At 60.4% G+C, this 409-nt stretch carries 1 protein-coding gene; it reads left to right on the top strand.

Going from position 1 to position 409, the window contains the following annotated elements:
* Positions 1-140: 140 nt before the first annotated feature.
* Positions 141-409, top strand: a 269-nt coding sequence (locus J1M81_RS25705) for a hypothetical protein (RefSeq protein ID WP_206499151.1), incomplete at its 3' end; no start/stop codon positions are given.

The following is a 409-nucleotide window of genomic DNA, read 5'->3' as shown; positions in this document are numbered from 1 at the left end:
ACCGTATGCAGGGCACGACCTACGATTGTGGCCAGCCGCTGGGTTATCTTGAAGCCACACTTGCCTACGCGCGTCGTCACCCCGAGTTTGGTGAGGGTTTCCAAGCCCTGTTATCACGTTACCAACAAGGAGAGTAACCCATGCGGGTGTTGCTTTACGGTAGCGAATTGAGCGCAGCGACGGCCGCCGCTGCGTTGGCCTGGGTCGGGCATCAGGTGCAGTGGTTGCCGCACGCTGACGCCCCCTGGTCAGCACTTTCCCGAGTGGACTGGCTGCGCAGCGAACCTCAGCTGATGGCTCATCTGGAGCAGGGTTTGGCGGATGGGACACTGGAGGTCATTGAGCAGCTTAAAGAGGCGCGCACGCCTGAAGTGATCTGGCTGGCGTTATCTCCTGCGCAGCGTAGTTC

This window comes from Rhodococcus sp. KRD175, assembly GCF_017168275.1.
Taxonomy (GTDB): domain Bacteria; phylum Actinomycetota; class Actinomycetes; order Mycobacteriales; family Mycobacteriaceae; genus Rhodococcoides; species Rhodococcoides fascians.
This window is presented reverse-complemented; position numbering and strand designations above follow the sequence as displayed.